The 24,440-nt window shown below is 73.0% G+C and carries 18 protein-coding genes; 8 read left to right on the top strand and 10 right to left on the bottom strand.

Going from position 1 to position 24,440, the window contains the following annotated elements; genetic code table 11:
• The first annotated feature begins 9 nt into the window (after positions 1–9).
• Positions 10–2,337 carry a phosphoketolase family protein gene (locus AB0G01_RS17510; protein WP_360946389.1) on the top strand — a complete coding sequence of 776 codons (2,328 nt, stop codon included), beginning with the start codon at positions 10–12 and terminating at the stop codon, positions 2,335–2,337.
• On the top strand, positions 2,337–3,395 hold the full coding sequence (locus tag AB0G01_RS17505; protein WP_360946512.1) for an acetate/propionate family kinase: 1,059 nt from the start codon (positions 2,337–2,339) through the stop codon (positions 3,393–3,395). The genes AB0G01_RS17510 and AB0G01_RS17505 overlap by 1 nt, the downstream gene beginning before the upstream one ends.
• 79 nt (positions 3,396–3,474) lie before the next feature.
• Here AB0G01_RS17505 and AB0G01_RS17500 read toward each other — a convergent pair whose 3' ends face one another.
• From AB0G01_RS17500 to AB0G01_RS17490, 3 genes are all read right to left on the bottom strand, one after another.
• Positions 3,475–4,041, bottom strand: coding sequence for a carboxymuconolactone decarboxylase family protein (locus AB0G01_RS17500; protein ID WP_360946386.1), 567 nt, complete (start codon positions 4,039–4,041; stop codon positions 3,475–3,477).
• 187 nt (positions 4,042–4,228) lie between these two features.
• Complete coding sequence (locus AB0G01_RS17495) at positions 4,229–5,884, bottom strand: cellulose binding domain-containing protein (protein ID WP_360946383.1); 1,656 nt, start codon at positions 5,882–5,884, stop codon at positions 4,229–4,231.
• Between the two features lie 142 nt (positions 5,885–6,026).
• Positions 6,027–6,230, bottom strand: a complete 204-nt coding sequence (locus AB0G01_RS17490) for a hypothetical protein (protein WP_360946380.1) — start codon at positions 6,228–6,230, stop codon at positions 6,027–6,029.
• A 182-nt stretch (positions 6,231–6,412) separates the two neighbouring features.
• Here AB0G01_RS17490 and AB0G01_RS17485 point away from each other — a divergent pair, with 182 nt between their 5' ends.
• Positions 6,413–10,867, top strand: coding sequence for a protein kinase (locus tag AB0G01_RS17485; protein ID WP_360946377.1), 4,455 nt, complete (start codon positions 6,413–6,415; stop codon positions 10,865–10,867).
• Positions 10,868–10,878: 11 nt separating this feature from the next.
• The gene (locus AB0G01_RS17480) at positions 10,879–11,709 is read left to right on the top strand and encodes a hypothetical protein (protein ID WP_360946374.1); all 831 of its coding nucleotides are present in this window, start codon (positions 10,879–10,881) and stop codon (positions 11,707–11,709) included.
• Positions 11,710–11,969: 260 nt separating this feature from the next.
• Here AB0G01_RS17480 and AB0G01_RS17475 read toward each other — a convergent pair whose 3' ends face one another.
• The 3 genes from AB0G01_RS17475 to AB0G01_RS17465 all read right to left on the bottom strand — a co-directional run bounded on the left by AB0G01_RS17475 (position 11,970) and on the right by AB0G01_RS17465 (position 15,531).
• Positions 11,970–13,835, bottom strand: a complete 1,866-nt coding sequence (locus AB0G01_RS17475; RefSeq protein ID WP_360946371.1) for a trypsin-like peptidase domain-containing protein — start codon at positions 13,833–13,835, stop codon at positions 11,970–11,972.
• Positions 13,835–14,479 carry a hypothetical protein gene (locus AB0G01_RS17470; RefSeq protein WP_360946368.1) on the bottom strand — a complete coding sequence of 215 codons (645 nt, stop codon included), beginning with the start codon at positions 14,477–14,479 and terminating at the stop codon, positions 13,835–13,837. Before AB0G01_RS17470 ends, AB0G01_RS17475 begins: the two co-directional genes overlap by 1 nt.
• A 194-nt stretch (positions 14,480–14,673) precedes the next feature.
• Positions 14,674–15,531 (bottom strand): sigma-70 family RNA polymerase sigma factor, encoded by an 858-nt coding sequence (locus tag AB0G01_RS17465; RefSeq protein WP_360946365.1) that lies wholly within the window; start codon positions 15,529–15,531, stop codon positions 14,674–14,676.
• A gap of 77 nt (positions 15,532–15,608) precedes the next feature.
• Between AB0G01_RS17465 and AB0G01_RS17460 the strand changes: the two genes are divergently transcribed.
• Positions 15,609–16,583 (top strand): alkene reductase, encoded by a 975-nt coding sequence (locus tag AB0G01_RS17460; protein WP_360946362.1) that lies wholly within the window; start codon positions 15,609–15,611, stop codon positions 16,581–16,583.
• Between the two features lie 101 nt (positions 16,584–16,684).
• On the opposite strand, the gene AB0G01_RS17455 is transcribed toward AB0G01_RS17460, so the two are convergent.
• On the bottom strand, positions 16,685–17,596 hold the full coding sequence (locus tag AB0G01_RS17455; RefSeq protein ID WP_360946359.1) for a LysR substrate-binding domain-containing protein: 912 nt from the start codon (positions 17,594–17,596) through the stop codon (positions 16,685–16,687).
• 73 nt (positions 17,597–17,669) lie between these two features.
• Between AB0G01_RS17455 and AB0G01_RS17450 the strand changes: the two genes are divergently transcribed.
• Complete coding sequence (locus AB0G01_RS17450) at positions 17,670–18,572, top strand: DMT family transporter (protein WP_360946356.1); 903 nt, start codon at positions 17,670–17,672, stop codon at positions 18,570–18,572.
• A 34-nt stretch (positions 18,573–18,606) separates the two neighbouring features.
• Here the strand turns inward: AB0G01_RS17450 and AB0G01_RS17445 are convergent, their stop codons facing one another.
• The 3 genes from AB0G01_RS17445 to AB0G01_RS17435 all read right to left on the bottom strand — a co-directional run bounded on the left by AB0G01_RS17445 (position 18,607) and on the right by AB0G01_RS17435 (position 22,900).
• Complete coding sequence (locus tag AB0G01_RS17445) at positions 18,607–19,098, bottom strand: Gmad2 immunoglobulin-like domain-containing protein (protein WP_360946353.1); 492 nt, start codon at positions 19,096–19,098, stop codon at positions 18,607–18,609.
• Positions 19,099–19,322: 224 nt separating this feature from the next.
• Positions 19,323–21,173, bottom strand: coding sequence for an ABC transporter ATP-binding protein (locus AB0G01_RS17440; protein WP_360946350.1), 1,851 nt, complete (start codon positions 21,171–21,173; stop codon positions 19,323–19,325).
• On the bottom strand, positions 21,170–22,900 hold the full coding sequence (locus AB0G01_RS17435) for an ABC transporter ATP-binding protein (RefSeq protein WP_360946347.1): 1,731 nt from the start codon (positions 22,898–22,900) through the stop codon (positions 21,170–21,172). Before AB0G01_RS17435 ends, AB0G01_RS17440 begins: the two co-directional genes overlap by 4 nt.
• A gap of 85 nt (positions 22,901–22,985) precedes the next feature.
• On the opposite strand from AB0G01_RS17435, the gene AB0G01_RS17430 reads away from it, so the two are divergent.
• Together AB0G01_RS17430 and AB0G01_RS17425 are read left to right on the top strand one after the other, a co-directional pair.
• Positions 22,986–23,582 (top strand): TetR/AcrR family transcriptional regulator, encoded by a 597-nt coding sequence (locus AB0G01_RS17430; RefSeq protein ID WP_360946344.1) that lies wholly within the window; start codon positions 22,986–22,988, stop codon positions 23,580–23,582.
• Between the two features lie 178 nt (positions 23,583–23,760).
• Positions 23,761–24,423, top strand: coding sequence for a transcriptional regulator (locus AB0G01_RS17425; protein WP_360946341.1), 663 nt, complete (start codon positions 23,761–23,763; stop codon positions 24,421–24,423).
• Positions 24,424–24,440: the final 17 nt, after the last annotated feature.

The raw sequence follows: 24,440 nt of genomic DNA, 5'->3' as shown, positions 1-24,440 counted from the left end.
AGGGCACGGATGACGGACCTGTCACTGGTCGATGCCTACTGGCGCGCGGCCAACTACCTGTCGGCGGGTCAGATCTACCTGCTCGACAACCCGCTGCTGGCCGAACCGCTGACGCCGGAGCACATCAAGCCCCGCCTGCTGGGCCACTGGGGCACCACGCCGGGCCTGAACTTCCTCTACGCCCACCTGAACCGGGTGATCCTGGAACGGGAGCTCGACGTGCTGTTCGTGACCGGGCCCGGTCACGGCGGCCCGGCGCTGCTGGCCAACACCTGGCTGGAGGGCTCCTACAGCGAGAACTACCCGGACGTGCCGCGCGACGGGCACGGGATGCGCCGGCTGTTCCGGCAGTTCTCCTTCCCCGGCGGGGTGCCCAGCCACGTCGCGCCGGAGGTGCCGGGCTCGATCCACGAGGGCGGGGAACTCGGGTACTCGCTGGCGCACGCGTTCGGCGCGGCGTTCGACAACCCGGACCTGCTGGTGGCGTGCGTTATCGGCGACGGCGAGGCGGAGACCGGCCCGCTCGCGGCCAGTTGGCACGGCAACAAGTTCCTGGACCCCCGGCGCGACGGCGCGGTGCTGCCGATCCTGCACCTCAACGGCTACAAGATCGCCAACCCGGCCGTGCTGGCGCGCATCCCGCACGACGAGCTCGACGCGTTGCTGCGCGGCTACGGCTACGCCCCGTCCTACGTGGAGGGTGACGACCCGGCCGAGATGCACGCGCGGATGGCCGAGGTGCTCGACGGCGCGGTGGAGGAGATCCGGCGCATCAAGTCCGCCGGCGGCCGGGACCGCCCGCGCTGGCCGATGATCGTGCTGCGCAGCCCGAAGGGGTGGACCGGTCCGTCCGAAGTGGACGGCGTTCCGGTCGAGGGCACGTGGCGGGCGCACCAGGTGCCGCTCCCGGGCGTGCGGGAGAACCCGCAACACCTGCGGCAGTTGGAGAGCTGGTTGCGCTCCTACCGGCCGCAGGAGCTGTTCGACGAGGACGGCCGGCCGAAACCCGAACTGCTCGCGCTCGCCCCGGCCGGTCCGCGCCGGATGGGGTCGACCCCGCACGCCAACGGCGGCCTGCTGCTGCGCGAACTGCGGCTGCCCGAGCTCGCCGCGCACGGCGTCGAGGTGACCCAGCACGGCACCACGACCTCGGAGCCCACGCGGGTGCTCGGCCGGATGCTGCGCGACGTGCTGGAGCTCAACGCGGACCGGGAGAACTTCCGGCTGTTCGGGCCGGACGAGACGGCCTCCAACCGGCTGGACGCGGTGTACGACGTCACCGCGAAGCAGTGGCAGGCCGAGGTGCTGCCGACCGATGAGCACCTGGCGCACCACGGCCGGGTGGTGGAGGTGCTCTCCGAGCACCTGTGCCAGGGGTTCCTGGAAGGCTATCTGCTCACCGGGCGGCACGGGCTGTTCAACTGCTACGAGGCGTTCATCCACATCGTCGACTCGATGTTCAACCAGCACGCCAAGTGGCTGGGCACGAGCCGGAAGCTGCCGTGGCGGCGGTCGGTGGCGTCGTTGAACTACCTGCTGTCCTCGCACGTGTGGCGGCAGGACCACAACGGGTTCTCCCACCAGGACCCCGGTTTCATCGACCACGTGATGAACAAGAAGGCCGAGGTGGTCCGGGTCTACCTGCCGCCGGACACCAACACGCTGCTCTCGACCGCCGACCACTGCCTGCGCAGCCGCGACTACGTCAACGTGATCGTGTCGGGCAAGAACCTCACCCCGGACTGGCTGGGCCCGCAGGAGGCGGCGTTGCACTGCGCGCGCGGCGCGGGCACCTGGGACTGGGCCGGCACCGCCGAGGGCGAACCGGACGTGGTGCTGGCGTGCGCGGGCGACGCGCCCACGCTGGAGGTCATGGCCGCCGCCGCGCTGCTCCGCGAACACCTGCCCGAACTGCGGGTGCGGGTGGTCAACGTGGTCGACCTGATGCGGCTCCAGCCGGAGACCGAGCACCCGCACGGGATGCCGGACCGCGAATTCGACGCCCTGTTCACCCCCGACCGGCCGGTGATCTTCGCCTACCACGGGTACCCGTGGCTCATCCACCGCCTGACCTACCGGCGCACCAACCACGCGAACCTGCACGTGCGCGGCTACAAGGAGGAGGGCACCACGACCACGCCGTTCGACATGCTGGTGCTCAACGACATGGACCGCTACCGGCTGGTGATCGACGTGATCGACCGCGTGCCCGGCCTGGGGCCGCGCGCGGTGGGCCTGCGCCAGCGGATGCAGGACCAGCGGACCCGGCACCACTCCTACATCCGGGAGCACGGCGAGGACCTGCCCGAGGTCCGCGACTGGGTGTGGCCGTACTGATGGGCGTGCTCGTGGTGAACGCGGGCTCGTCGAGCCTCAAGCTGTCCGTGCTCGACGGGGACGACGTGGTGGCCGAGCGCACGCTGGAGCGCTGGGACGGCACCGGCGGGGTGGAGGAGTTCCTGGCCGACGCCCCGGAGGTGGCGGCCGTGGGCCACCGGGTGGTCCACGGCGGTCCGGACTTCGCCGGTCCCGTGGTGCTCGACGCCGGGAGCCGGGCGTCGATCGAGCGCCTCACCGACCTGGCCCCGCTGCACCAGCCGCGCGCGCTGGCCGGGATCGACGCCGTCACGTCGCTGCTGCCGGACGTGCCGCAGGTGGCGTGCTTCGACACGGCGTTCCACCACACCATGCCCGGGTTCGCGGCCACCTACGCGGTGCCGTCGCGGTGGCGGGACGAGTGGGGCGTGCGCCGCTACGGCTTCCACGGGCTGTCCCACGCCTACGCGTCACGCCGTGCCGCGGAACTGGCCGGCGGGTCCCGCGTGGTGACCTGCCACCTGGGCGCGGGGTGTTCGCTGGCGGCCGTGCGGGACGGGCGGTCGGTGGACACGACGATGGGCTTCACGCCGTTGGCGGGCCTGGTGATGGCGACGCGCAGCGGTGACGTCGACCCGGGGTTGCTGGTGTGGTTGCTGCGCAAGGGGAAGCTCTCGGCGGCGGAGCTGGAGGACGAGCTGGAGCACCGGTCGGGGCTGCTCGGGCTGTCCGGGAGCGCGGACCTCCGGGACGTGCACCGCGCCGGGACGCCCGAGGCGGAACTGGCGGTCGAGGTGTTCGTGCACCGGCTGCGCCAGGGGATCGCGGCGATGGTGGCGTCGCTGGGCGGGGTGGACGCGGTGGTGTTCACCGGGGGAGTGGGGGAGCACGACGCCCTGGTGCGCCGGCGGACCGTGGACGGGTTGGGCTTCCTGGGCGTGGCGCTGGACCCGGAGCGCAACGCGGGGCGGACGGGTGACGAGGTCGTCAGCGCCGACGGGTCGGCGGTGGCGGTCGTGGTGGTGCGGGCGCGGGAGGACCTGGAGATCGCGGCGGGCGTGCGCCGGGTGCTGGGCTGAACCCCGCGCCCACCGGCGGGTGCTCACCGGCGGGTGCCCACCGGCGGGTGCTCACCGCCGGGTCGTCACCGTGGGATCGTCACGGGGCGGGCGCGTCGGCGAGCGCGGCGGTGTACCCGTGGTCGACGATCCGCCGCGCCGACTCCTTGTAGACCGCCGGGTCCGCCGGCGCGAGCGTGCCCAGGCCGTCGACGTACCGGTTGTACATCGCGAACGCCGCCGCGATCAGCACCGTGTCGTGGATCTCCACGTCGGTCGCGCCCTCGGCGCGGGCCTCGTCCACGAGGAGGGTGGTGACCTTGCGGCCGGACTCCTGCACGGCGGCGGCGATCTTCAGCAGCGCCCGGAGCTTGTCCGTGATCGGCGCGCTGTAGGGGTCCTCGCGGACCTCCTTGACCAGCGCCATCCCGTCGTCGAGCTGGGCGGCGGCGATCGCCGAGTGCGATTCGCAGCAGAACGTGCACTCGTTGAGCCCGGACACGTACGCGGCGATCAGCTCGCGGTCGCCCTGCGGGAGGGAGTGCGGCGCGCGCAACAACGTCTCGGCCAGCCGGTTGAGCGGCTCGGCGGTCTCCGGTCGGAACCGCATCGGGCCGGAGATGCCGGGGAACAGGGACTCGTCCACGCCGAGGTCGATATGCGCCATGACCTCCAAGCTAGTGCCCGCGCCGCGCTCCGCGTGCCCCGAAACGGCCCAACCGCAGCCGTCCACCAGGGACTCTTCGGCGTCCCGCCGGCCGTTCCGGGTCGAACATCCCACAACTGCCGGGTCGGTGACCGCCGGTCACCTGGCGATCCTGGAGGACGAGGGCCGACCGCCTCCGCCCGCGCCGTCACGGCGTGACGGGGACGTTGGTCAGCCCGCCGACCGCACGGGTCACCGTGTTCGACGCGTGCACCACGTTGGGCAGCCCGGGGCACTTCGACGTCGACGTGATCTTGATCGCGTACCGGCCGACGCCACCGAGGTCGGAGCGGTTGCCGCGCCACACGTTCCCGCACCCGTTGAGGAACGACGGGGTGGTGACCGGGTTGTGCGTCTCGTAGCCGTTGGCGAACGTGCCGGGGGAGGCGAACGTGCCGGTGTTGTCCTCGATCGTGTAGCCCACGCCCTTGACGTCGATCCAGGAGTCGGCGGAGTTCTGGCCGGAGATCCCCCTGCCGTCGAAGGTGTTGCCGCGGATGACGCCGTGGGCGGTGCCCTCCTTGACGTCGACGGGCTCGGCGGTGACGTTCGGCCCGATCCGGTTGCCCAGCACCCGCACCCGGTCGCTGCGGTCGACGCCGCCGGAGTTGCCGTGGCAGCCCCAGTTCGAGTTCGCCGACCCGAGGTAGACGCCCTCGCCGTAGCCGGGCTGCACCAGCCCGGTGTCGGTGATCGTCGAGTCGCTCAGCACGCTGTCCGCCGACGAGCGCCGGAAGTGCACGCCCTCCTCGTCCACGTGGTGCACCGACACCCGCGAGATCACCGTGCGGGGGGAGTTGTCGACGACGATGCCCTTCTTGGACTCCCGCACGGTGAACCCGGTCAGGTTCCAGTGCGGCGCGTCGTGCAGCCAGAGGCCGTACCCCGGGTCCCACCCGGCGGTGGGGGTCGGGCAGCTCGGCGCGTCGCCGGACGGCCCGTCGTTGACCAGCACGGCGTCCGCCGGACCGGTGAGCGTGATGGGCGCGGTGGCCGTACCGGGCCGGGTGACCACGAACGACCCCCGGTACACGCCCGCCGCGAGCCGGATCGTCCGACCCGGCACGGCGTCCGCGAGCGCGGCCCGGAGCTGCGCGGCGGTCGTGACGTCCACAGCGGACCCGCCGCCGGTCGCGGCGGTCCGGGCGACGACCTGGGCGCTCGGCGCGGACGTGTTGCCCGCCGCGTCGCGGGCGCGGACGGTGAACGCGTAGGTCGTGTCGGGGATGAGCGCGCCGACCGTCGCGGAGGTCGTGGTGGAGGTGGCGACCACCGTCGACCCGGCCAGCACCTGGTACTCCGCGACGCCGACGTCGTCCGCGGCGTCCTTCCACAGCAACGAGATCGAGCTCGGCGTGGCACCGGTCGCGAGCGGCGCGCCGGGGGCGGTCGGCGCGGTGGTGTCGGGGGCCGGGCCGCCGCCCGCGCAGGGCGCGCCGTCGACCGCGCACCCGGTGGGCAGGCCGTTCCCGCTGACGGTGAACCCGAACCCGGCGGTGCCGCCGGGGCGGATCTTCGCGTTGAACGCGGCGTTGGCGAACCGGAAGTGCTGACCGGTCCGGGTGAGCACCGAGTTCCACGAGTTGGTGATCGCCGAACCCGGCGGGAGGTCGAACTCCACCACCCAGCCCGTGCTGTCCGCGTCGCCGGTGTTGGTCAGCGCGATCCTGCCGCCGTACCCGGTGCTCCACACCGAGTCCTGGGTGAACGCGGCGGTCACGGTGGCCGTCGCGGCCTGGGCCGGCGCGGTGACGGCGGCGGCGAGGACGAGCGCGACACCCACCGCTGACAGACGTTTCCTCATGCCGAAGTCACCTTCCGGGCAGGGCGGTCGGGTGTCGCGGCCTACACCCGTGGTCTGGACCTTTATAGGCACGGCTACCGGCGGAGTCAACGAATCGGTCCGGATCGTCAGGCGCGCGCCGGGCGCACCCGGCACACCACGGTCACCACCGGTGCCGGCACCGCGCGCCGGGGCGCTGCGCCGCCGACCCGGCCGGCGCGCGCCACCTGCCCACGACCTGGCCGGAGCACGGCGGGACGCCGCCCACGACCTGGCCGGCCGCCGGTCCGGGCTGGACCGACCGGGTGATCTTCCCCGGGTCGGCCCGGCGGCGGCCGACCGCGCGACCGGCGGTCCGATCACCCACCTGGGCGATCGGCGCGACCGCACCGGCCCCCTGTCGGCCGAAGGCGCTGCTGCCCGGTCGGCGTCGCACCGCGTTTTGGCGGTGGCCGGCGCGCTCGTCCGAGCGCGGCGTTGCGGCGGGGAACCCGCACCCCGTTCGAACTGTCTCAGTAGGGTGGTGCGACCGCGAGACAGGGGGCGTTGATGGCAGCGGATCACCGGGCCGAATTACCGGACTTCGGGCCGTACCGCATCCTCGGGATGCTGGGCCAGGGCGGCATGGGCGTGGTGCACCGGGCCTACGACACGGTCAACGACCGGATCGTGGCGCTGAAGAAGCTGCCGCCCTCGGCCTCCGACCCGGAGTTCCGGGCCCGCTTCCAGCGGGAATCGCGGCTGGCGGCGGCGCTGAGCCACCCGAACATCGTCCCGGTCAACGACTTCGGCGAGATCGACGGCCAGCTCTACCTCGACATGGCGCTGATCGACGGTGCGGACCTGCGCCGGATGCTCGGGCAGGGCTCGGTCGACCAGGACCGCGCGCTGGCCGTCCTGCGCCAGGTGGCGCGGGCGCTGGACGCCGCGCACGAGGGCGGCCTGGTGCACCGGGACGTGAAGCCGTCCAACATCATGGTCGACGGCGCGGGCAAGGCGTACCTGACCGACTTCGGCATCGCCCGCGAGACCTCGTCCGACGCCACCGTGCTCACCCAGTCCGGCGACCTGATCGGGTCGTGGGACTACATGGCCCCCGAACGGCTCTCGCGCGGGCTCGTGGACGGCCGCGCCGACCAGTACTCGCTGGCCTGCGTGCTGTTCGAGTGCCTGACCGGCCGGCTGCCGTACCCGCTGGACGACATGGCCGCGAAGGTCGCCGCGCACCTGCTGCAACCAGCGCCCGCGCCGTCGGTGTTCGTGCCGACGATCACGCCCGCGCTGGACGCCGTGGTGCTGCGCGGCCTGGCCAAGGAACCCGCCCGCCGGTTCGCGACGGTGACCGCGATGCTCACCGCGGCCGAGGAGGCCGCCTACTCCGGCGACACCGCCCGGTCGGCCAAGCCGACCCTGCTCGGCCCGTCCAAGGAGCGCGACCAGGCCCGGATCGTCAAGGCGATCGTGCGGGCCTCCCGCGCGCGCCGCCCCGCGACGCGGCGGCTCGGGCAGGAGCCGGTGTGCCCGTACCCCGGTCTGAGCGGGTTCGAGCGGACCGACGCGGACGTCTTCCACGGCCGCGACCACGTGGTCTCCGACCTGCTGGTGCGGTTGGCCGAGCAGGTCGACGGCGGCGAGCCGGTCGTGGTGGTCGGCGCGTCCGGCTCGGGCAAGTCGTCCGTGCTGCGCGCCGGCCTGCTGCCCGTGCTGGCCGGCGAGGCGTCCGACGCGGAGTGGCCCCAGATCGTGCTCACCCCCGGCCCGGACCCGGTGCGCGGCCTCGCCCTGGCGATGGCCGCCCGGTCCCAGGTCGGCCCGGAGGAGTGGGCGCGGGTGATCCGCGAGACGCCCGACCAGTTCGGCGCGCTGTGCGCCCGGTCGGTCGGCGCGACCACCTCCCGCCCGGTGATCCTGGTCGACCAGTTCGAGGAGCTGTTCACCTACGGCACCCCCGAGTCCGACCGGCTCGCCTACGCCACCGCGCTCACCTCGGCGAGCCCGGCGATCGTGGTGCTGGCGGTGCGCGCCGACCTGGTGGACCGGTGCATCGAGCTGGCCGCCCTGCGGCCGGCGCTGACCGCGCCCGTGCTGCTCGGCCCGATGGACGCCACCGAGCTGCGCCAGGCGATCGTCACGCCCGCCCGGGACGCGGGCCTGGAGATCGAACCCGGCCTGCCCGAGCGGCTCATCGCCGACCTCGGCGTGCGCGGCGAGATCGGCTACGACCCCGGCGCGCTGCCCCGGCTCGCGCACGCCCTGCGCGAGACCTGGAACCACCGCGAGGGCACCGTGCTCACCCTCGCCGCGTACCGGCGGGTCGGCGGGATCGACGGCGCGGTGTCGCGCACCGCGGAGGAGATCCACGACCGACTGGACCCGCTGGGCCGGCAGTACCTGCGCGACACGATGCTGCGCATGGTGACCGTGTTCGACGACGGCACGGCGGTGCGCCGCCGGGTCGACCCGCGCGAACTGCCCGCGCCGGCGATCGTGGACCACCTGATCACCGCCCGCCTGGTCACCGTGGACGGCTCCGGCGCGCGGCTGAGCCACGAGGCGCTGCTCACCGCGTGGCCCCGGCTGCGCGGCTGGATCGACGAGGACCGCGCCGGCCTGATCCAGCACCGCCGGTTCGCCGACGCGGTGCGGGTGTGGGCCGAGTCCGGCCGGCTCGCCGACGACCTGTACCGGGGCATCCGGCTGGCGTCGCTCACCTCGTGGCTGGACACCGCCCGCGACCGGGTCCGGCTCCAGCCCGTCGAGCGGGAGTTCCTCCTCCGCTCCAACGCCGCCGAGCACGCGGGCCAGGTCGCCGCCCGGCAGCGCACCCGGCGGCTGCGGGTGCTGGTGGCGTCGCTGAGCGTCCTGCTGCTCGTCGCGTCCGGCATGGTGGTCGTCGCGATCAAGCTCCAGCAGAACGCGAACGACCAGCGCGACCAGGCGAACAGCGCGCGCCAGCTCAACCTGTCCCGCCAGCTCGCCGCCGAAGCCGCCCAGACCCGGGGGGTGGACCCTCGGCGCGGTGCGCTGTTCGCGCTCGGCTCGTGGCAGGCGGGGCAGACCGTGGAGAGCCGCAGCGCGCTGCTGTCCGCGCAGTCCGACAGCTACCGGGGCCGGATCAGCACCAGCCACGAGGGCATCATCTCGTCGATCGCGATGAACGGCGAGGGCACGGTCGCGGTCACCGGCGGGCGGGACGGCACGCTGCGGATGTGGGACGTCCCCGGCCGCCGGGAGATCGCCGCGCTGGACGAGTCCGGCGGCTGGTACCGGACGGTGTCGATGTCCGGGGACGGCAAGGTGGTCGCGGCGGCCAACCCGACGCAGAAGGCGGTGACCATCTGGGACGTCGAGGAGCGCAAGGTGCTCAAGCGGCTGCCCGGTGAGGGCATCGACGTCGCCATGGCCCAGGACGGCAAGACCGTGGCCACCCTGATGGACAAGGGCGTCGTCATCTGGGACACGAGCACCTGGACCGAGATCACCTCGTTCCAGGCCTCACCGTCGATCTTCCTGGCCTACAGCGCGGACAGCACCCTGGTCGCCACCACCAACAAGGAGCAGGTCGAGGTCCACCGGGTCGCGGACGGCGCGCTGGTCGCGACCCTCACCGGGCACACCATCATGGTCTCGGCCCTGGCGTTCAGCCCGGACGGCAAGACGCTGGCCACCGCCGCCATGGACGGCGCGCTGCGGCTGTGGGACACCACGTCCTGGGCCACCCGGCTCACCCTGACCACGTTCGAGGGCGGGCTGAGCGCCGTCACGTGGAGCCCCGGCGGGTCCACCGTGGTCGCCAGCGGCGTCGGCACCAGCGTCTACACCTGGGACCCGACCAACGGCGCGCTCGTCGCCCGCCTGGCCACCCGCTCGGTGACCATGTACGGGGTCGCGGTGTCCTCCGACGGGCACACCCTGGTCGGCGCGGACTCCTCGGGCGAGATCACCGTGTGGTCGCTGCTGCGGACCACGCTGGGCGACCGGTCGGCCGCCGTCATCGGCACCAGGTTCCAGCCGAACGGCGACCTGCTCGCGTCCGTGGACGGGGCCGGCGTGCTGCACCTGTGGGACAGCGCCGCGGGCGACCTGGTGAAGCGGGCGCAGGCGCACAAGGGCGCGGCGTACGACGTGGCGTTCAACCCGGAGGGGACCGAGCTGGTCACGGCCGGCGAGGACGGCGCGGTGGTGCTGTGGAACACCGAGGGCGTCGAGCTGCGCCGCTTCAGCCGGCCGGGCACGGTGTTCACCGCCGTGCGGTTCAGCCCGGACGGCGAGCGGATCGCGGTCGGCGGGCGCGCCCCCGCGACCTCCGAGGAGGACCGGGACGAGCTGCTGCTGCTCGACGCGTCCGACCTCGCCGAGTCGCCGCAGCGGCGACCGACCCGCGACAACCCGCGCAACAACCAGGCCGACGAGATGAAGTCCAACTACCCCAACGGGATCGCGTTCAGCCCGGACGGCCGGACGCTGGCCGTCACGCTGTCCGCCGGCAAGGTCGGCCTGTGGAACCTGGTGGACACCGGCGCGGAGATGACCATCCTGCCCGGCCACGACGGGATCGCGATCGACGCCGAGTTCAGCCCCGACGGCGGCACCCTGGCCACGGCCGGGTCGGACCGCCTGGTGCGGTTGTGGCGGGTGCGCGACGGCACCCAGGTCGGCACGCTCACCGGCAGTGACTCGACCGTGCGTCGCGTCACCTACAGTCCGGACGGCAAGATGATCGCCACGGCCAGCCAGGACACCGTCGTCCGGGTGTGGGACGCGGCGGACCACCGGCCGCTGGCCCGGATGGACCGGCACGAGGACCAGCTCAACGACGTGGCGTTCGACTCGTCGGGCAGGCGGCTGGCCAGCGGCGGTGCGGACGGCGTGACCAGGCTGTGGGACCTCGACCCGGGCAGCGGTGTCGAGGTGCTGTGCGGCTCGCTGAACCGCGACACGCTGGCCGACGAGTGGAACGCGTTGGGCTCGGACCGCGGCTCGCCGCCGTCCTGCCCCAACTGAGGAGAGGTGCGATGCAGCGCGTGGTGGTGCGGGGTTCCGGGATGGCGTCGGTCGTGTTGCGACCCGGCGAGTCCCTGCTGTTCGGTCGGGCCCCGCACGCCGCCGCGACACCGGGACCGGGACGGGTCGCGCTGACCCTGCCGGACTGCGCGGCGCACGTGTCCCGGCTGGTCGGCGAGCTCGTGGTGGGCGAGAACACCGTGATGCTGCACTGGCTCGGCGCGGGTGAGGCCCAGCTTTCGAGCCTGTTCGACGCGCCGGGCGGCGCGCGCCGGGTGATCCTGGCGCGCGCGATGTCGGCGCTGCTGGACCGGGGCGAGAACCAGCTCGTGCTGCTGCTCGGCAGGCAGGGCGGGCACGGGTTCGCCGACCTGGTGGTGAACATCGACGTGGAGACCGACCCGGAGGTGCCCCCCGCCCTGCCCGAGGGGTTGGACACCGAGAAGGGCCCGGGTCTGGTGCGCGGCGGGCGCGACTGGTTCGTGGCGCTCGCGCTGTGCGAGCCGTGGCTCGCGGGCAACGACGACTACCCGCGCCCGCCGTCCAACCGGGAGATCTACGAACGGGTGCGGCAGTGGCACGGCTACACCTGGAACCTCCAGCGCCCGCAACGGGTCGACGACGCCATCCGGGCCATCTCGGCGATCGCGTTCGGCGTGTCCGACGACCCGTTCACGATCCCGCACGTGGGGCGGTTGCAGAACATCCGGTTCTCGGTGGCCCGCCGCGCGGCGGAGGTCCGGCTGGTCACGTCGGCGGACCTGGCCGATGTCGAGCGCATCGCCCGCAATCGGAACTTTCCACCCCCGCCGGGCTCGCCGGAACCACCCGCGGGTCACTAGCCTCTCCGACAACGAGGACATCCTCGCGGTGCCCGGAAATCCTTTCCGGGCAACGATTTCCCCTGTCGTGAGAGGACTTCGTCATGCCCCGGTCCCAGTCCCACCCCGATCTGCCGGCGGTCGGCCCGCGCCCCAAGAAGAGCGCGGGCATCATCGTCGTCCTCGTCCTGATGTCCCTGGCCAACCTCTTCACCCTGCTGATCGGGGTGGTCGCCATGGTGGACGAGATCGACCACGGTCGTGACTGGGAGGACGAGGAGTTACGCCTGGCGGCCCTCGTCACCGCCGTGAGCCTGATCGCCGTGGTCGGCCTGGTCGGCGCGTGGATGACCCGCAGGTGGGGTCCCCGCGTCTACGTCGCGACGGCGGGGCTGGGTCTGGTCATCAGCCTGGTGACCTCGACCTTCACCCCCGTCAGCCTGGTCGGCATCGCGCTGGCGATCGGTCTGTGGATCAACGCCGAGAACAACTGGTAGCGCCGAGAGGTCCGGGGCGGAGGTGGACACCGTGGGTGCGTCCTCCGCGATGGGCACCTTGACCTGTCGGGTGACGGTCGGGTGCCCGTCCGGCGTCGCGGCACCGGGTTGCCCCGCACCGGGTTGCGCGGGGCCGGGCAGGGGCGGCACCGGGGCGGGGGTCGTGGGGAAGGGCTGGGGCATCACGGCGGTCGGCTTGGGCCGGGCCGCCGGCGGAACTGCCTGCTGCGGAACTGCCTGCTGCGGGGCCGCCTGCTGCGGGGCCGCCTGCTGCGGGGCCGCCGGCTGGGGCGCGGCGGTGTTGGCCCACGGCGACACCTGCGGGTACCCGCCACCCGGGGTCGCGGGGTATCCGCCCGCCGGGGTGACCGGCGCGTACCCGCCGGGTGGCGTCGCGGGCACGTACCCGCCGGCCGGCGTCGCGGGCACGTATCCGCCGGCCGGCGTCGCCGGTGCGCCGACCCGGGGCGCGGCGTTCGCGGCGGCGCGCTTGCGGCGGGAGACGACGATCGCGGTCCCGGCCGTGGCGGTGGCCACCGCCACGCCGCCGCAGATGATCGCGAAGATCATCAGCAGCGTGGCGGGGGAGCTGCCCGGCACACCGCCCTTGTCGGTGGCCTGCTTGAGGTAGTCGGCGGCCTGCTGGTTGCCCGGCGACCCGGCCAGCGCGGCGTCGAAGTAGGTGGCCGCGCCGTCGTAGTCGCCCTCGAAGAAGCGGTCCAGCCCGGTCCGGTAGTCCTCGTCGTGCTGCCCGATCCCGGTCTGGACCTCCTTGCGCTCCAGCACCTCGGAGAGGGTCTGGGACGAGGCGGCGAAGTTGAACGACTGGGTCTCGCCCGGCGACCCCTGGCTGATCAGGCCGACGATGCCGCCCTGCATGTCGACCACCGGCCCGCCGCTCATGCCGTGCGTGGCGGCGGCGCTGAACTCGTAGAACGGCCGCCCGCCCTGGGTGCGCCGCGCGGAGATCTGGCCGTTCTTGTTGCTCGGCTCCAGGCTCGGGTCGACGGTCTTGTCCGTCGAGCCGGGGTAGCCGATGGCCAGGATCGGCGCGCCGACCGGCGGCTGGTCCCGGCGGACCTCGATCGACGGCAGGTTCTCGCGCGGGATCTTCAGCACCGCCACGTCGCCGTCGCCGGGCGCGACCAGGTCGACCACCGTCGCCGGTGCGATGTCGCGCTCCTGCCCGGAATCGCGCTTCTCCATGCGCTCGACCTGGATCAGCCGGTCCACCGGGCTGTCCGGGGTGAAGCCCTCGGCTTGGCCGTGCTCCGCGAACTGCTGCCGCGCCTTGGTGGAGTCGCGCACCCGGCCGGCCTTGGCCAGGTCGGCGATGGCCGCGTCGAACAGCGCGCCGCCGCCGCCCAGCGGTCCGGTGTGGACGCAGTGGCTGGCCGTGGCGACGTACCCGTCGGGGCTGATGACCGCGCCGCTGCACGAGGTCTTCACCTCGTACCCGGCGGTGCCGCCGAACACCTCGCCGGACCGCTTGTCGCGCACCCAGCCGTGCCAGGTGACCGAGATGTACACGACGCCCGGCCGCGCCACCGCGGCGGCGCGCTCCTCCGGGCTGGACGGTTGCGCGGCGGCGGGCAGCGGCGTCAACGCCAGCAGCGCGACCACGCCGAGCAGTGCCTGCACCCGCGCCATCAGCCGTACACCCCGCTCGCCTCGGTGCGCGCCCAGAGCGACTGGTAGCCGGCCGGGTTCGTCTCGGCGGCCTGGGTGCCCTCGCACGCGTAGTCGTCCACCTCGTTGAGGTCCTGCTTGGCCTCCTGCGGCTGGGTGGCGATCAGGCCCCGCTGGTCGTAGAAGGAGTAGGTGATCGTCGTGGACGTGCGTGCCGCGTAGGTGATCTGCTTGGCCGTCGCCCGCCAGGTGAACTCGTTGGTCCCGTTGGCCACGATGCGCAGCTCGGTGCCCTGGTGGTTGCCGATGAGCGTCACGTTGTCCTGCCGTTCGGTACCGGTTCCGTCGGGGCGGAACTCGTAGCGCCGGCCGCTGCTGGTGAACAGGATCGGGTCGGCGTCGTTGTAGAACTTGACCATGGACCGCTCCTCGACCGTGACCCAGGAGCCGACCAGGCACAGGGGCAGCCCCTCGGCGCGCGGCCGGTCGGACTCGCGCGGGGTGGGGGAGGGCCGGTCGCCCGACTCGGCGGCGCTGCCGCGACTCGGGCCGGCGTTGGCCACGGCGACGACGGTCAGCACCGACGCCGCCACGACAGCGGTCGCGGCGACCGCGAACAGGCTCACGACGACGGATTTCGCCGGCGGACGGGACGAATCACTCACGGTCCCATGGTATTGACCGGGTCCGCCGCGCCGGCGCGGAACGGTGCGGAAGTTTCCGACCTGTTGCCCGCGCCGGTGCGGTCCCACCGCGTTCGACGCCGGTCCGGTGGTTCGTCCGGCGCAACGGACTTCGACAGCCGGCCGCCGGAGCGCGCGGGATGTGCGGATCACTCGGGTTGCCCGGGTTGCTTGGGTCAGGCGGGGATCGCGATCACGAGCCGGGTGAGCCGGTGCGGGTCGGCGACCACCTCGTACCGCGTGACCCGACCGCCCGACACCTCGACGGCCAGCGCCAGCCGGAGCCGGCCGAGCGGTGCGACGACCGCGCCCACCGCCCCGTCGACCAGTGCGGGCTCGGCGTAGCGGGACTTGGCGGACAGCAGGACGGCTTCCTCGGCGACGGCGTGCGCGCCGCGCACGACGGCGGGGGTGCCGGGCGGGACGGTGGCCGGGTCGGCGACCCGCACCACGTCCGGCGCGAGCACGGCGAGCAGCGCGTCGAGGTCGCCGGTGCGCGCGGCGGCCAGGAACGCCTCCACGACGTGCCGGTGCGCCGCGACTTCGGCGTCGGGCAGGCGCGGCGCGCCCTTGATCCGCTGCCGGGCGCGGCTGGCGAGCTTCTTGGTGGTCGCGGCGGTGCGGCCGACGATCGGTGCGATCTCGTCGAACGGCACCGCGAACGAGTCGTGCAGCACGAACGCCACCCGCTCGGCCGGCGCGAGCGCGTCCAGCACGACCAGCAGCGCCCGCCCCACCGACTCGGCCAGCAGCAACTCCTGCTCCGGGTCGTCGGCGGACGGACGGTCCGGCACCCGCCCGACCGGTTCCTCCGGTCGGGCGCGGCGGGCGCGCAGCACGTCCAGGCACACCCGCGACACGACCGTCCGCAGCCACGCGGCCAGGTCGTCCAGCTCGCCCGCGTCGATCCGGCTCAGCCGCACCCACGCCTCCTGCACCGCGTCCTCGGCCTCGCCCGAGGACCCGAGCATCCGGTAGGCGACCGCGCGCAACCGGCCCCGGTGGGTCTCGAAGAGCGCCGCCAACTCGTCCATGGGTCACCTTTCCCCGTCGTGCCGCGTCACCCGGTTGACGGCCCGAACCCGGGCGAAGTGACAGGAGACGCGTGCCGATGACCGACATCACAACCGCCCAACCGCTGTTGACGCCAGTCGAACTGGGTGAGCTGCGCCTTCCCAACCGGGTGGTGATGGCCCCCGTGACGCGGGCGCGGGCGGGCGACGGGCTCGTGCCGACCGGGCTGCACGCGGTGTACTACGGGCAGCGGGCGACCGCCGGCCTGATCGTCACCGAGGGGACGTGGGTCGGCGAGCGGGCGGTGGGGTTCCCGAACGTGCCCGGGGTGTACTCCGACGAGCAGGTGGCCGCGTGGCGGCGGGTGACCGACGTGGTGCACGCCCTGGGCGGGCGGATCGTCGTGCAGTTGTGGCACGCCGGCCCGGCGGCCCCGGCGGACCTGTCGAGCGCGGACATCCGGGAGGTGGTGGCCGATTTCGCGACGGCGGCGGTGCGGGCGCGGCACGCCGGGTTCGACGGTGCCGAGGTGCACGCGGTGGGTGCGTTCCTGCTCCCGCGCTTCCTGACCGCGCGGACGAACTCGCGGGTGGACGGCTACCGGGGCGGGCGGCTGCTGGCGGAGGTGGTCGACGCGGTGGGCGCGGTGTGGGGCGACGGCCGGGTCGGGGTGCGGCTGTCGCCGTACTGGGACACGGAGGGGTTCGTCGCGGACGAGGCCACCGTGGCCGCGTACGAGGACCACGTGCGGATGCTGGGGGAGCGCCCGTTGGCGTACCTGCACCTGCGCGGCCGGGAATCGGCCGGCGGCACACCGGACTTCGCGGATTTCGCGCGGTACCGCGAGGTCTTCGACGGGCCGGTGATCGGGAACCTGGGGTTCGACCGGGAGTCGGGGAACGCGATCGTGGCGGCCGGGGTCGTGGACGCGGTCTCCTACGCCAAGCACTACATCGCGAACCCCGACCTGGTGGCCCGGTTCGCGTGGGGCCGCGCGGTGGCGGCGGGCGATCCCGACACCTACTACCAGGGCGGCGCGGAAGGGTACGTGGACTACCCGGAGAGCCGCTGAACGCCGCGCCCGCGCGCCGGGGGCCGGCACGACCCGGGAGGTGACGCGCTGCTGCGGCACCGGACCGCCCCGCCGTGGCGCGGAAGCTCCCCTCTCCCCGGCTACGCGGGGTTCTCGAAGCGGGCCGAGGCGGCGGCCAGGGCGTCCACGCACGCGCGGATCGCGCCGCGGTCGTCGTCCTCGGCGCGGTTGATCGCGTAGATCGTCCGGTTCAGCGCGGGGCGGGTGGTGACGACCCGGACGCCGTCCGGCACGGAGTCGCGGCCCAGGCGGGGCACGACGGCCGCGCCCACGTTGGCCGCCACGAGGGCGAGCTGGGTCGGGTAGCTGCCGACCGTGCAACTGATCCGGCCGTGGTTGCCGTGCTGCCGCAGCACGAGCACCAGCCAGTCGTGGCACCCCGATCCCGCGCTCCACCCGATCCACGGGATGTCGTCCACCTCGGCCAGGTCCACCGCCTTGCGGTGCGCCAGGCGGTGGCTCGCGGGCAGGACGAGGTCGGCGACGTCGTGCAGCAGGATCGTCCTCGACACCGTGGGCGGCACGACCACCGGCCGGTGCTCCCAGCTCTCCACCACCGCCACGTCCAGCCGGCCGTCCACCACGCGCGGCATGGTCTCCTCGGCCTCGCCCTCGTGCAGGGTCACCTCCAGACCGGGGTGCTGGGCGCGCAGGACCGCCAGCACGGGCGGCAGCAACGCGTGCACGCTGGTCGGGATCGCGCCGACGCGCAGCGGGCCGGTGATGTCGTCGCGGAGCAGTTCGAGGTCGGCGCGGGCCTTCTCGACCTGGGCCAGGATGCCCGCCGCGTGCCCGGCCAGCACGTGCCCGGCGGTGGTCAGGCGGATGGTGCGGCCGTGCGGCTCCAGCAGGCGTTGGCCGGCCTCGCGTTCCAGCTTCGCCAGTTGCTGGGACACCCCGGACGGGGTGACGTGCAGCGCGGAGGCCGCCGCGGCGACCGTCCCGTGGGTCGCGACGGCGTGCAGGGCACGCATCCTCTCCAGACCGAACACGGTAGTGAAGCTACCGGAATCCGCTGACGGACATTCGCTTGTGCTTGATGGTCGGCGCGCCCAGGCTGGACCGGTGACCACGATCGGAGCCCGTCCCGCCGCCGCACCCGCCCGGCCACGGGTGAACCCGGTGTTGCTAGCGCTGGCGGGCAGCTTCTGCGTCGCGCTGTCGTCGGTGTTCATCAAGGTCTCCGGCACCACGGGCGCGACCAGCGCGTTCTGGCGCTGCCTGTGCTCCCTGCCGATCCTCGCGGTGCTGGTGGTGTGGGAGCGGCGGCGCGGCACGGCGGCGCGCGGAATCCTGCTGCCGCTGCTCGCGGGCGTCGGGCTGGGCGTGGACTTCGTGCTGTGGGGCGACGCCATCTCGTTGGTCGGCGCGGGTGTCGCGACCGTGCTGCTGTCGGTCCAGGTGGTGATCGTGCCGGTGGTGGCCTACCTGGTGTTCCGGGAACGCCCGTCGACCCGGTTCGTGCTCGCGGTCCCGGTGCTGCTGGGCGGAATCGTGCTCGCGGGCGGGCTGGCGGGCACCCCCGCCTCCGGCTCGGACCCGGTGCTGGGCGCGGTGCTCGCGATCGGCGCGGGGGTCGGGTTCGCCGCCTACCTGGTGCTGATCCGGCACTCCTCGGGGCCCGGCAGCAGGGAGCACACCCTGTTCCTGGCGACCGTGTCGGCCGGGGTGGTCGCGGTCGCGTTCGGCGTGCCGACCGGCAAGCTCGACCTCACGCCGGGGTGGCCCGCCCTGGGCTGGCTGCTCGCCCTGGCGCTGATCGGCCAGATCGTGGGCTGGCTGCTGATCTCCTCGGCGCTGCCCCGGATGCCCAGTTCGACCGGCGCGACGCTCATGCTGCTCCAGCCCGTCGCGGCGATCCTGCTCGGCGTCGTCCTGCTGGGCGAACGGCCGAGCGGGCCGCAACTCGTCGGGTGCCTCGTGGTGCTCGCGGCGGTGGGCTTCGTGAGCACGTCGTCCCGCCGGTAGGGCACGGCCGACAGCGGCGGGCCCGCCGGGCGGGTCAGGTCCGGGGCACCCGGACGAGGTCGCCGGGCCGGATGGTGTTCGGGTCGGTGATGGTCTGCGGGTTCGCGGCCACCAACCGGTGGTAGAGGTCGCCGTTGCCGTAGTAGTGCGTGGCGAGGCCCCACAGGGTTTCGCCCGCCTGCACGGTGTGCTCCTGGTACACCTGGTAGCCGGGCACGATCCGGGGCCCCCACAGGACCGGCACGACCACCTTGTCGCGCTCCTCGCCGTCCTTCGGCGAGACGTGGTAGACCTCCACGAACAGCCGGGTGGCGGTGAACGCCGCGCCGGACACGTCCACGGACACCTGGAACTGCCCGTGGCCGCCGATGCCGTCACCGGCCAGGAAGGCTCCGACGACCTCGTCGTGACCCTCGTGCACGCGGTAGTTGAAGTTCGCCTCGAACGCGCCGCCGGCGACACCGGCGATCCGGATCGAGTTGCCGACGAGGTCGTGGGGACGGGGCTGCTGGACGTCGATGGACATGGCTCGCGCCTCCCGTGTCGTTCAGGCTCGCGAGGCTATCCCATCGTCCGGCGGCGGGGAGCCCGGTCGAGGTGATTCACCCTTTTGGTAGAAGGGGTTCCGGCTCCGCAACCCCGCCCGGCGAGCACGTCAGTCCACAGTGGAGGGTGCGGCCCCGTGGTCGGACACCCGGAACCTCCGGCGGGACGTCCCCCGGCACCCGCCGGAGGACGTCCCGCCGTGGCTCACACCGCGGCGAACTGCGCCGAGTACAGCCGCCGGTAGGCCCCGTCCCGGGCCACCAGCTCGTCGTGCGTGCCCTGCTCGACGATCCGGCCCGACTCCATCACCAGGATGAGGTCGGCGTCGCGGATCGTGGACAGCCGGTGCGCGATGACGAAGCTGGTGCGCGACGAGCGCAGCGCGGCCATCGCGTGCTGCACCAGCGACTCGGTCCGGGTGTCCACCGAACTGGTCGCCTCGTCCAGGATCAGCAGCGACGGGTCGGCCAGGAACGCGCGGGCGATGGTGATCAACTGCTTCTCGCCCGCGCTGACGTTCGAGCCCTCCTCGTCGATCACCGTGTCGTAGCCGTCGGGCAGGGTCCGGACGAACCGGTCCACGTAGGTCGCGCGGGCGGCGGCCAGGATCTGCTCCTCGGAGGCGGTCGGGTCGCCGTAGGCGATGTTGTCCCGGATCGTGCCGCCGAACAGCCAGGTGTCCTGGAGCACCATGCCGGTCTGCGCCCGCAGGTCCTGCCGGCGCAGCGCGGTGATGTCCACCCCGTCCAGCGTGATCCGGCCCGAGTCCAGCTCGTAGAACCGCATGATCAGGTTGACCAGCGTGGTCTTGCCCGCACCGGTCGGGCCGACGATCGCGATCGTGTGGCCCGGCTCGGCGACCAGCGACAGGTCCCGGATCAGCGGTTGCTCCGGCTTGTAGGAGAAGGCCACGTCGTGGAACTCCACCCGGCCCCGCCGCTGCGCGGGCACCGCGGCCTCGGCCGGGTCCGGCTCCTCCTCGGCGGCGTCGAGCAGCTCGAACACCCGCTCGGCGGACGCCACCCCGGACTGCATCAGGTTCGCCATCGACGCCACCTGGGTCAGCGGCTGCGAGAACTGGCGCGAGTACTGGATGAACGCCTGCACCTCGCCGAGCGTCATCGCGCCGGAGGTGATGCGCAGCCCGCCGACCACGGCCACCGCCACGTAACCGATGTTGGACAGGAACATCATCACCGGCATGATCAGGCCGGAGATGAACTGCGCGCCCAGCGCCGAGGCCACCAGCTCGTCGTTGCGGCGGCGGAACTCCTCCTCGGACTCGCGCTGCCGGCCGAACACCTTCACGAGCTGGTGACCGGTGAACGACTCCTCGATGTGCGCGTTGAGCTGCCCGGTGTGCTTCCACTGCGCGACGAACAGCTTCTGCGACCGCTTCCTGATCCCGCTGGTGGCCACCACCGTCAGCGGGATCAGGGCCAGCGCGATCAGCGCCAGCAGCGGCGAGATGGTCACCATCATCACCAGCACGCCGATCACCGTGAGCAGCGAGGTCAACAACTGGCTCAACGTCTGCTGGAGGGTAGTCGCCACGTTGTCGATGTCGTTGGTCACCCGGGAGAGCAGCTCGCCGCGCGGCTGGCCGTCGAAGTAGCGCAGGGGCAGCCGGTGGAGCTTGTCCTCGACGTCCGCGCGCAGCCGGTAGACGAACCGCTGCACCACGTTGTTGAGGATTCGGCCCTGCACCCAGGCGAACGCCGACGAGGCCAGGTACAGGCCCGACACCCAGGCCAGCACCTCGCCCAGCGCGGCGAAGTCGATGCCGCCGGCTTCCCCCCGGACCCGCCGGAGCACGCCCTCGAAGAGGATGTCGGTCGCGTGCCCGAGGATCTTCGGGCCCGCCACGGCGAGGGCGACGCTGACGACGCCGAGGGCGAGCACGGCGGACAGCGCGGCGCGCTCCCCGCCCATCCGGCGGACCAGGCGCTTCGCCGAGGGTCCGAAGTTCTCCGCCTTGCCCATCGGGATTCCCCCGCCGGGGAAGCCGCCGCCCATCCGGGCGGGCGTGGTGCGTTTCGCGGTGGGTGCGCTCATGCGGCCTGCTCCGAAGTAAGCTGCGACTGGACGATCTCCACGTACGTGGGACAGGTGTCCAGCAGTTCCCGGTGGTTGCCGACGCCGACGACGGACCCGTTGTCCAGCACCACGATCCGCTCGGCGTCGATGATGGTGGACACGCGCTGCGCGACGACGATCACCACGGAGTCCGCGGTGTGCGGTCGCAGCGCGGCGCGCAGCCGGGCGTCGGTGGTGAGGTCGAGCGCGGAGAACGCGTCGTCGAACAGGTAGACGTCGGGCCGGCGGACCAGGGCCCGCGCGATGGACAACCGCTGCCGCTGGCCGCCGGAGACGTTCGTGCCGCCCTGGGCGATCTCCGACTCCAGCCCGCCCATCTCCCGGACGAAGTCGCGCGCCTGGGCGATCTCCAGCGCCTCCCACAGCTCCTCGTCGGTCGCGTCCGGTCTGCCGTACCGCAGGTTGGTCGCGACCGTGCCGGTGAACAGGTACGGCCGCTGCGGCACCAGGCCGAGCCGGTCGCACAGGGCGTCCGCGTCGAGCTCGCGCACGTCCGCGCCGTTGACCAGGACACCCCCGTCGGTGACGTCGATCAGCCGGGGGATCAGCGACAGCAGCGTGGTCTTGCCCGCGCCCGTGCTGCCGATGATCGCGGTGGTGCGGCCGGCCTCGGCGCGGAAGGACACGTCCCGCAGCACCGGGTCGACCGCGCCCGGGTAGCGGAACTCGGCGTGCCGGAACTCCACGGCGGCCCCGCCGGGCAGCTCCCGCAGCGGGGTGGCGGGCGGCGTCACCGACGAGTCGGTGTCCAGCACCTCGTTGATCCGCTCCGCGCAGACCGCGGCGCGCGGGACCATCATGGAGATGAAGGTGGCCATCATGACCGCCATCAGGATCTGGATCAGGTAGCTGAGGAACGCGGTCAGCGCCCCGATCTGCATCTCCCCGGTCTCCAGCCGGGCCGCCCCGAACCACATGACGGCGACGCTGGACCCGTTGAACATCAGCATGACGACCGGGAAGATCAACGCCTGGAGGCGGCCGACCTTCAGGGCGGTGTCGGTCAGCGCGGCGTTGGCGTCGGCGAACCGCGCGGTCTCGGCGGGTTCCCGGACGAACGCCCGGATGACGCGAATCCCGGAGAGCTGCTCGCGCAGCACCCGGTTGACCGCGTCGATGCGCTCCTGCATCAGCCGGAACTGCGGGACCATGCGGATCACGACCAGGCCGATCCCGATGATCATGCCCGGCACGCAGACCGCGAGCAGCCAGGACAGCCCGACGTCCTCGCGCAGCGCCATGACGATGCCGGCCGCGCACATGATCGGCGCGGTGACCAGGATCGTGCACACCATCACCACGAGCAACTGCACCTGCTGCACGTCGTTGGTGGTGCGGGTGATCAGCGAGGACGGCCCGAACGCGGCCACCTCGCGGGCCGAGAACTCGCCCACCCGGCGGAACACCGCCGAGCGCACGTCCCGGCCGAAGGCCATGGCCGTGCGGGCGCTGTAGTAGACCGCGCCGCCCGAGCAGAGGATCTGCACGAAGGTGACGCCGAGCATCCACCAGCCGGTGGTCAGGATGTAGTCGGTGTCCCCGCGGGCGATGCCGAAGTCGATGATGTCGGCGTTGAGGCTGGGCAGGTAGAGCGAGGCCACGGTGCCGATGAGCTGGAGCACCAGCACGATGATCAGCTCACGCCGGTACGGACGGAGATATGTCCGGAGTAGGCGATTTAACAACGTTTCCCCCCAAGAAACGGTCAGTGTCTTACGGTGGGTACCGTAGACCGGATATTTAAGAAACGCAACGTATCTTAGGAGCAGGGTGCCGGAGTCGAAGTCGCGCCGCCGGGGGGCGGAACTGGAGCGGGCCATCCTGGACGCGGCCTGGGCCGAGTTGAGCGAGCACGGCTACGCCCGGTTCACCGTCGAAGGCGTCGCGACCCGTGCCGGCACCAGCAAACCCGTCCTCTACCGCCGGTGGAAGAACCGCGCCGAACTCGCGCTGGCCGCGTGGAACCAGCGGGTGCCGGTGACCAGGGGCATTCCCGACACCGGGTCGTTGCGCACCGACATGTTAGCCCTGTTCACCCGGATCGCGCGGCGGACCGGCAACATGATGACCGAGATGATCGCCGGCGTGATGGCCGAGGCGTTCCGCCACCCCGAGGTGGCCGACCTGCTGCGCGCCCGGCTGACCCAGCCGTCGCCGCTGACCGAGACCGTGCGGACGATCGTCGAACGGGCCGTGGCGCGCGGCGAGCTGCCGCCGGTCACGCTGTCCCACCGGGCGTTGCGCACGCCGCTGGATCTGGTGCGCAACGAGTACATCACCTGCGGGCAGACCCTCGACGAGACGACGCTCGCCGAACTCGTGGACGAGGTGTACCTCCCGCTGCTGCGGGGGCTGCGCGCCGAGTGACCGGCGCGCCCGTGCCTCCGGTGTCCGTGCCTCCGGTGTCCGGGCCGGAATTCCCGCCGGGTGCGGTCGAGCGCGTCGGACGGCAGGGTTCGGCCCTGCGGGTCGTGCGGCCCCGGGAGAACGATCTTCACCTACGCTGGCACCGACTGATTCCACGGTGTGCAGGGGAGAACGAGCGATGGCCCACTCGGCGCGGGAACTGCTCGACCGGATCCGGGCGGCGGTCGCGGACGACCACGGGGTGAACCGGTTCGTCCCGCTGATCGCCGAGGGGGCGGTGCCGGTCCCGGTGATCGGCGCGCTCGCCGCCGAGGAGAGCCGGATCGTGCCGGCGGACTGGCGGAGCTTCCTCACCCTCGCGTCCCGGGCGGACGAACCCGCCGTGCGCGGGTTCTTCACCAGCCTGTCGCAGGGGGAGGGCCTGGCCCTGCCGCTGCTGGCACCGCTCGCGGCGGCGGCCGGGTTCGACGAGGCCGCCGTGCGCGCCTACCGACCCCTGCCGGGTTGCCAGGCGTACGCGGCCTACGTGGCGTGGCTGGCGCTCAACGCCGACCCGGCGGTCGCGGCGGTGGCGATGCTGACGAACTTCGCGGCGTTCGGCGAGTACTGCGCGACGATCGCGACCGCGCTGCGCGACCACTACGGCTTCGACGACGACGCCCGCGCGTTCTTCGCCTTCTTCGGCACGCCCGCGCCGGAGCTGGAGCAGCAAGGTCTGGCGGCGGTGCAGGCCGGGATCGACGCCGGGGTGTCCTTCGGCGGCGCGGTGGAACTCGTGCGGCTGCTCCAGGGCTACGAGCTGATGTTCTGGAACACGTTGGCGGACCTCGGCGAGGGCTGAGACCGGCGCTGGGCGAA

The sequence above is a fragment of the Actinosynnema sp. NPDC023587 genome (assembly GCF_040640215.1).
Classification (GTDB): Bacteria; Actinomycetota; Actinomycetes; order Mycobacteriales; family Pseudonocardiaceae; genus Actinosynnema.
This window is presented reverse-complemented; position numbering and strand designations above follow the sequence as displayed.